Here is a 6723-nt window from a genome sequence, read left to right on the forward strand (position 1 = left end):
GACATTTATGTATGAATGGCTGAAAGCACAAGCAGAGGAGCAGCCCGACAAAACAGCAGTAGTCTACGAAGGTCAGCATTTAAGCTTCAAAAGTCTCTACAAAGAAGCTTTGAAACTGAGCAGACACCTGAAAAGGCTCGACCGTAATCGAGTGGGACTCTATATCGGTAATACACTGGAAGCAGTCGTTCTGGTACATGCTTCAATGATTGCGGGAATTGAAATCATCCTGATCAATACTCGTCTGACAGCACGTGAAATTACAGTTCAGCTTGGAGATATTAATGTGGACACGGTCATAACAACAAAGCCTTTCGAATTGGAAGGGCACCGTCTATATGATCTCACTGATTTATATGAACTGGAGCCACTCGATTACAAGGTCGGTTCCCCAGCCGGTGAAACAACATTATCCATCATGTTCACCTCGGGCACCACAGGCCGGGCGAAAGCCGTACCCCAAAGTTACAGGAACCATTTCACTTCTGCCAAGGGATGTGAACAACGATTCGGCTATGGGCATGCGAGCGTCTGGATGAACGTCAATCCGATCTATCATATATCGGGGTTTTCGATTCTTATGCGGTCCGTCATCGCGGGATGTCCGATGGTATTGGTCGACAAGTTTGACGAAGCGCGCATCTGGCAGAAGGTTGTCGAATATGACATAACGCATACGAGCATGGTTCCGATAATGCTTAAGAGACTGATGGCACATTCTATTCCTGACCATAGGCTTGAAGGCATATTGCTCGGTGGAGCAGGCGTGACCAGAGAGGTACTGAAAGAGGCATTATCAAAAGGGCTGCCGGTCTACAACTCTTTTGGCATGACGGAAACATGTTCGCAGATCGTCTCGATTGGAGCCGACGACCCGAAAATCCTGGAAGGCACTGCAGGGCGGCCATTGGATAATGTGGAAGTGGCAATCGACCATGCAAACGATGGAGAAATACTGGTCAAGGGCGGCCCTGTCATAGGACATTACCTGAATGCAGATATCGAAATCACTGAAAAATTCTTTAGGACAGGTGATATGGGATATTTGGATGAAGAAGGCTACCTCTATATCCTTGATCGGCGTAAAGATCTGATCATCAGCGGCGGAGAGAACATCTATCCGAAAGAAATAGAGGACGCAGCAAACGCATATGTAAAAGTTGCGAATTCCGCTGTAGTGAAGCGTCAGGATGATGAATGGGGCGAAGTGCCTGTTCTGCTCGTAGAAGCAGCAGGTGAAACGATACAAGAAAGTAATCTGATGGGGCATCTCGAGGCAAGGTTAGCCCGCTACAAGCTGCCGAAAGAAATAAAAGTGGTTGAAAATATTATAATGACCTCGACTGGCAAGGTTTCACGGGGACAAAACCAGCAAGTTTACGATCAAAGTAAAAATGGCAGTCATTAAAATGACATGACCCTGAAAACCTGCATCATGCGCAGGCCCTCAAGGTCATGTCGAACTGTCGCTTCTTTTTTTATTTTTTACCGGCACAGGATCAAAACCGCCTTCATGGAACGGGTGGCATTTGAGTATGCGTCTGACAGCCAGATACCCGCCTTTTAAAGCGCCATGTTCCTGTACAGCATCGATGCTGTAGTTCGAACAGGTCGGATAGAATCTGCAGCTTGGTGGAAACATCGGGGAGATGGCCTTCTGGTAAAAACGAATCATGGATAGAAGGATTGATTTCATTTGTTATCACCGCTCTTTTATTTATAACTTCCATAATATAAGGTACACTGGATTTAATCAAATTTAAGACTCAAAATCGATTTGGAGAGGATGCAATGCTGGAATTTACAGATCATCATGAACGCAAGGTCACTTTTGACCCAAATAGTGCAGAAGATGCAGACCATGTGCTGGGAATCTGCAAGATGGATGGAAAATATCTATTCACAGAACATAAGGTCCGCGGCATTGAATTCCCGGGTGGCAAGTTGGAAGATGGTGAGACGCTCAGAGAAGCATTGCAACGGGAAGTGTTTGAAGAGACGGGCGCGAGCCTCGCCGAACTCAAGTATATGGGGGCATATACTGTACATGGCACCCAACCATTCAAAAAAGGAGTCTACTTCGGCATCGTCGATGACCTTTTCTTCAAATGTGAATACATGGAAACTTATGGCCCTGTCGTCTACCCTTCGATAGAGGCAGTGCCAGAAGAAAAGCGGAGTTTCCTGCTTGATGACCCGTGCATCCACTACATATATGAAATCAGTAGAACTGATGGCTTTTTCAGTTGAGCATTCCAGATGACAAATAAAAGATCAGGTCGCAATGCGACCTGATCTTTTATTATGGTGCAGGCAGCTTCATCAGACTGTGAAGCCACCTTTTTGTGCGATATGTTCGGAATCTTTACTGAACTTTTTGAAGTTCTCGATGAATGATTCCTTCAGTTGCTTCGCTTTTTCATCATATGCTTCTTCGGATACCCATGTATTGCGCGGATTCAATATCTCCTTCGGTACACCAGGTACAGAAACCGGTATACTTAGACCAAAAACGGAATCTTCTTCGAAATCATTGAGGACAAGTTCTCCACTGATGGCGCGCCTTACCATGGAACGCGTATATTTGAGATCCATACGCTTGCCGACGCCGTATTCTCCTCCGGACCAACCGGTGTTTACGAGGTAGACATTGACGTTATGCTTATCGATGAGGTCACCCAACATATTCGCGTAAGTTGTCGCATGAAGCGGCAGGAATGGAGAACCAAAGCATGTAGAGAAGACAGGCTGCGGAGAAGTGACGCCGCGCTCTGTACCTGCAAGTTTGGAAGTGAAGCCGCTTAGGAAATGATACATGGCCTGTGACTTAGTCAGCTTAGAGATGGGAGGCAACACGCCGAATGCATCAGCAGTCAGGAATATAATCGTATTCGGGTGGCCTGCCACTGAAGGGATGCGTGCATTGTCGATGTAATCAAGCGGATAAGCTGCACGTGTATTCTCAGTCAATGAATTATCATCATAGTCCGGAGTGCCTTCTTCATCTACTGCCACGTTTTCCAGAACCGTTCCGAAGCGGATTGCCTGGTAGATTTCTGGTTCCTTTTCAGCAGATAGATTGATCGTTTTGGCATAGCAGCCACCTTCGATATTGAACACACCATTTTCATTCCATCCGTGCTCATCGTCACCAATCAGTTCCCGTTGCGCATCTGCAGACAATGTCGTCTTTCCGGTGCCTGAAAGGCCAAAGAACAGTGCAACATCCTTATTCTCACCGACGTTGGCAGAGCAATGCATGCTCATGACTCCTTGTTCTGGAAGCAGATAATTCATGACCGAGAAGATGGATTTCTTCATTTCACCAGCATACTCCGTACCGCCGATGAGGATTATGCCTTTTTCGAGGGAAACGATGATGAACGTTTCCGATTTGGTACCATCGACTTCAGGGTCTGCCTTGAATGTCGGGGCGGATACGATGGTGAAGTCAGGATTGATGTTAAGAGCCGCTTCTTTCGTTTCCGGTCTGATGAACATGGTGCGGGCAAACATATTGTGCCAGCTGTATTCATTTATTACTCTAAGATCAAGGCTGGTTGCCTCGTCAGCACCTGCGTGCCCGTTGAAGATAAAGACTTCTTCCTTCTTATCGAGATAGTCGACGACTTTCGCAAAGAGGTTGTTGAAGACTTCTTCGGAAATTGGCTGGTTGACTTCTCCCCAATCAACCTTGTCCCTGGAAGTGTCATCTTCGACGATGAAGCGATCCTTAGGACTTCTGCCGGTATACTTTCCGGTTTCTGCACGCAAAGCCCCCGTATTGGTCAGTTTTCCCTCTCCTCTTTCCAAAGATTTTTCGACAAGTTGGGAAGTGGGGAGTTGAATGTGTGCCGCATCCTTCGACACGAGATTTTGAATTAACTCGGAATGGTTTACCATTGTTTATGCCCCCGTTTTATAGATTATGCATAGATGAAGCTTTTCATGAATTAGTATAACACATTCATAATTGAGGTGACATAATAAATATCAAACAAGAATGGCTTGATTTGAAACCTCTCATCTAGTATATTATAGGTTAAGTTATCTCTTATCAAGAGCCGGTGGAGGGAACATACCCGATGAAGCCCAGCAACCTCTTTACTGAAGAAAGGTGCTAAAGGATGCAGAAGTGATTCTGATCGATAAGGGGAAGAGCGGAGCCTTTTCTCGTCTTATGGAGAAAAAGGCTCTATTTTTTTGCAGTGGGAGATAGCTAATATACTTAAAGGAGATAAAGTTAATGGCAGAGCGTAGACTTTTCACTTCGGAATCTGTTACTGAAGGTCATCCCGACAAGATTGCAGACCAAATTTCCGATGCGATACTTGATGAGATACTGAAAGGTGATAAAAATGCCAGGGTGGCCTGCGAGACGGTGGTCAATACTGGTATGGCACTGATTGTTGGAGAGATAAGTACAAATACTTATGTAGATATTCCTAAAATCGTCAGGGAAACAGTCAAAGATATCGGCTATATCCGTGCTAAATATGGTTATGACTATAAGACGATGTCAGTACTGACGGGAATTGATGAACAGTCTGAAGATATCGCCCAAGGTGTTGATGACGCTTTTGAAACGCGCGATTCGTCAACCATTTCAACAGGGGCAGGCGATCAAGGTCTGATGTTTGGTTTTGCGTGCGATGAGACAGAGGAGTTCATGCCGCTGCCGATCGCCTTGGCACATCAGCTTGCCAAGCGGTTGACGGATGTACGTAAAGAAGAGATCATCAATTATCTGCGACCGGATGGTAAGACTCAGGTGACGGTGGAGTACGACGAGGAAAATAATGTAAAGAGAATCGATACCATCGTCATTTCTTCACAGCACCATGAAGAAGTGGAGACGGAAAAGATCCGCGAAGATCTCATTAACCATGTCATCCGTGAGGTGGTGCCTGAAGAACTGCTTGACGCAGACACACGTTACATCATCAACCCGACGGGCCGTTTCGTCATCGGAGGTCCTCAAGGTGATGCAGGGTTGACTGGACGCAAGATCATCGTCGACACATACGGAGGATATGCCCGCCATGGTGGAGGGGCTTTCAGCGGTAAAGACCCGACTAAAGTCGACCGTTCTGCAGCCTATGCTGCGCGCTATATCGCAAAAAACATCGTGGCGGCGAAAGTTGCCGCGAAATGTGAAATTCAACTGGCTTATGCGATAGGGGTCAGCGAACCGGTCTCGATCTCAGTAGATACATTTGGAACCTCTGAATATAGTGAGTCGGATATCGTTGCGGTTATAAGGAAGCAATTCAACTTGTCGCCTGACGGCATCATAGATATGCTTGACCTAAAGCGCCCGATATATAAAGCGACGGCGAGCTACGGCCATTTCGGCCGTAACGATGCTGAATTCCCATGGGAGAAGATTGATAAGGCCGCTGCCATAAAGACAGAACTTGAGAGTGTCACGATGAAATAAATGGATAGCCCCCTATGAAACAGGGGGCTAAATTACATAAGTACGCTAATCCGGGATATTTAGATGCATGTGCATTATTTTCCCTGAAAAGCTCACTTTTTCTATGTAAAGATATAGCATTTCCGGTATAATGAACGGAGTCTTAATTAAGACGGGAAAGTCAAACAGGAAAGGAATTGAGGAAAGTCCATGAATACAGATATTTTTACCAATCCGATATTCATCGTGGTGGCAATTCTACTTCTTATCGTTGCAATTGCGTTCCTGGTCTATTATTTCAGGAATAGAGGTAAAGTGAATACGCTCCGGGAGGAGTATGATAAAGAGAAGGATGCACTGGTCGAACAATATGAGGCTGATAATGCAGCCGAGCGCCAGGAACATGAAGAGAAATTGTCGTCAGTCAATGAAAAATATCATGAAGAAACGACATTGCTCAACAATAAACTTTCAAGCCTGCGCCAGTTTACTGTAGACAAGGGAGAGTACTTGACTGATCTATCGCTCATACAGCTGAAGGACCGCCTTGTGGCAGATGAAAAGATCAGGGAGACGGATATGTACATACTCTCCAATGTGTATCTGCCTTCACGCAATTACACGAACACCCGTAAAATCGATCATCTGGTACTTACGCGGACGGGCATCTATTTGATCGACTCCAAATATTGGAGTGGGCATATACTGCATGGTGTCAATGAAGAGAATTTTGAACAGTTGCCTTATGTAGAACATTTCTTTGATCTTCTGGATATTGACAAGGCAAAAGAACAGACGTTGATATTCGAAAAGGGAAATGAGCAGAATGTGGCAGTCAACCATTATAATGAAACGATCGAAGAAACTAAAATCTCTGCTGAAAAACTCAAGAATATCTTCAAGCTCCAGTACGACGTTGTGCCGATCATCTACTTCAACCCTGAAGACAACGGCAACTATTCCATCGCGAACTACTCCAATGACCCTTCCATAAAAGTATTGGTGGGCGAGGAGGAACTTGAAAATTTCTTCATGAAATATGTCTTCCACGGCCGGTTCCAGTATACGGTTAAAGACCTGGATGAAATTGCAGAAGCGATATTCCAACTGAATCCATAAGCGAAACTTTTGTTTTGATGGACTGAAAGCCTTATAATTTTCTTATAAGGCTTTTATTCTTTCGTTTGTCAAAATAAGCTAGACAGTTCCTTTTCACCCATGTAACTCAAAAAGACTTCCAATGGTGTCCGGTAGTTCAATGATTTTCTCGGTATGTGGTTTCTTCTTGAAGCGACAGACGAGAC

The 6723-nt window shown here is 45.1% G+C and carries 6 protein-coding genes, 1 pseudogene and 1 riboswitch; of the genes and pseudogenes, 4 read left to right on the top strand and 3 right to left on the bottom strand.

The genetic code is table 11. From position 1 onward, the window contains the following. The first annotated feature begins 7 nt into the window (after positions 1-7). Positions 8-1408, top strand: coding sequence for an o-succinylbenzoate--CoA ligase (gene menE, locus ABD734_RS06120; protein ID WP_344702426.1), 1401 nt, complete (start codon positions 8-10; stop codon positions 1406-1408). A gap of 45 nt (positions 1409-1453) precedes the next feature. Here the strand turns inward: menE and yidD are convergent, their stop codons facing one another. Further along, positions 1454-1696, bottom strand: a complete 243-nt coding sequence (yidD, locus tag ABD734_RS06125) for a membrane protein insertion efficiency factor YidD (protein ID WP_344702428.1) — start codon at positions 1694-1696, stop codon at positions 1454-1456. A 95-nt stretch (positions 1697-1791) separates the two neighbouring features. On the opposite strand from yidD, the gene ABD734_RS06130 reads away from it, so the two are divergent. Then, the gene (locus tag ABD734_RS06130) at positions 1792-2250 is read left to right on the top strand and encodes an NUDIX domain-containing protein (protein WP_344702429.1); all 459 of its coding nucleotides are present in this window, start codon (positions 1792-1794) and stop codon (positions 2248-2250) included. A 72-nt stretch (positions 2251-2322) separates the two neighbouring features. On the opposite strand, the gene pckA is transcribed toward ABD734_RS06130, so the two are convergent. Further along, positions 2323-3903, bottom strand: a complete 1581-nt coding sequence (pckA, locus tag ABD734_RS06135) for a phosphoenolpyruvate carboxykinase (ATP) (protein ID WP_344702431.1) — start codon at positions 3901-3903, stop codon at positions 2323-2325. Between the two features lie 148 nt (positions 3904-4051). Next, positions 4052-4155, top strand: a riboswitch (SAM riboswitch). A gap of 91 nt (positions 4156-4246) precedes the next feature. On the opposite strand from pckA, the gene metK reads away from it, so the two are divergent. Together metK and ABD734_RS06145 are read left to right on the top strand one after the other, a co-directional pair. Beyond that, a complete protein-coding gene (gene metK, locus ABD734_RS06140; RefSeq protein ID WP_344702433.1) occupies positions 4247-5440 on the top strand; it encodes a methionine adenosyltransferase in 1194 nt (397 codons plus the stop codon). 189 nt (positions 5441-5629) lie between these two features. Further along, positions 5630-6538, top strand: coding sequence for a nuclease-related domain-containing protein (locus ABD734_RS06145; RefSeq protein ID WP_344702435.1), 909 nt, complete (start codon positions 5630-5632; stop codon positions 6536-6538). 68 nt (positions 6539-6606) lie between these two features. On the opposite strand, the pseudogene ABD734_RS06150 reads toward ABD734_RS06145, so the two are convergent. Next, a pseudogene (locus ABD734_RS06150) lies at positions 6607-6723 on the bottom strand (IS30 family transposase); the annotation flags it as partial.

It is taken from the genome of Salinicoccus jeotgali (assembly GCF_039538805.1).
GTDB lineage: Bacteria > Bacillota > Bacilli > Staphylococcales > Salinicoccaceae > Salinicoccus > Salinicoccus jeotgali.

Coding starts and splice junctions, on each gene's coding strand:
- ABD734_RS06130 (WP_344702429.1), top strand. CDS start 1,792: ATGCTGGAATTTACAGATCATCATGAACGCAAGGTCACTTTTGACCCA.
- menE (WP_344702426.1), top strand. CDS start 8: ATGTATGAATGGCTGAAAGCACAAGCAGAGGAGCAGCCCGACAAAACA.
- metK (WP_344702433.1), top strand. CDS start 4,247: ATGGCAGAGCGTAGACTTTTCACTTCGGAATCTGTTACTGAAGGTCAT.
- yidD (WP_344702428.1), bottom strand. CDS start 1,696: ATGAAATCAATCCTTCTATCCATGATTCGTTTTTACCAGAAGGCCATC.
- pckA (WP_344702431.1), bottom strand. CDS start 3,903: ATGGTAAACCATTCCGAGTTAATTCAAAATCTCGTGTCGAAGGATGCG.
- ABD734_RS06145 (WP_344702435.1), top strand. CDS start 5,630: ATGAATACAGATATTTTTACCAATCCGATATTCATCGTGGTGGCAATT.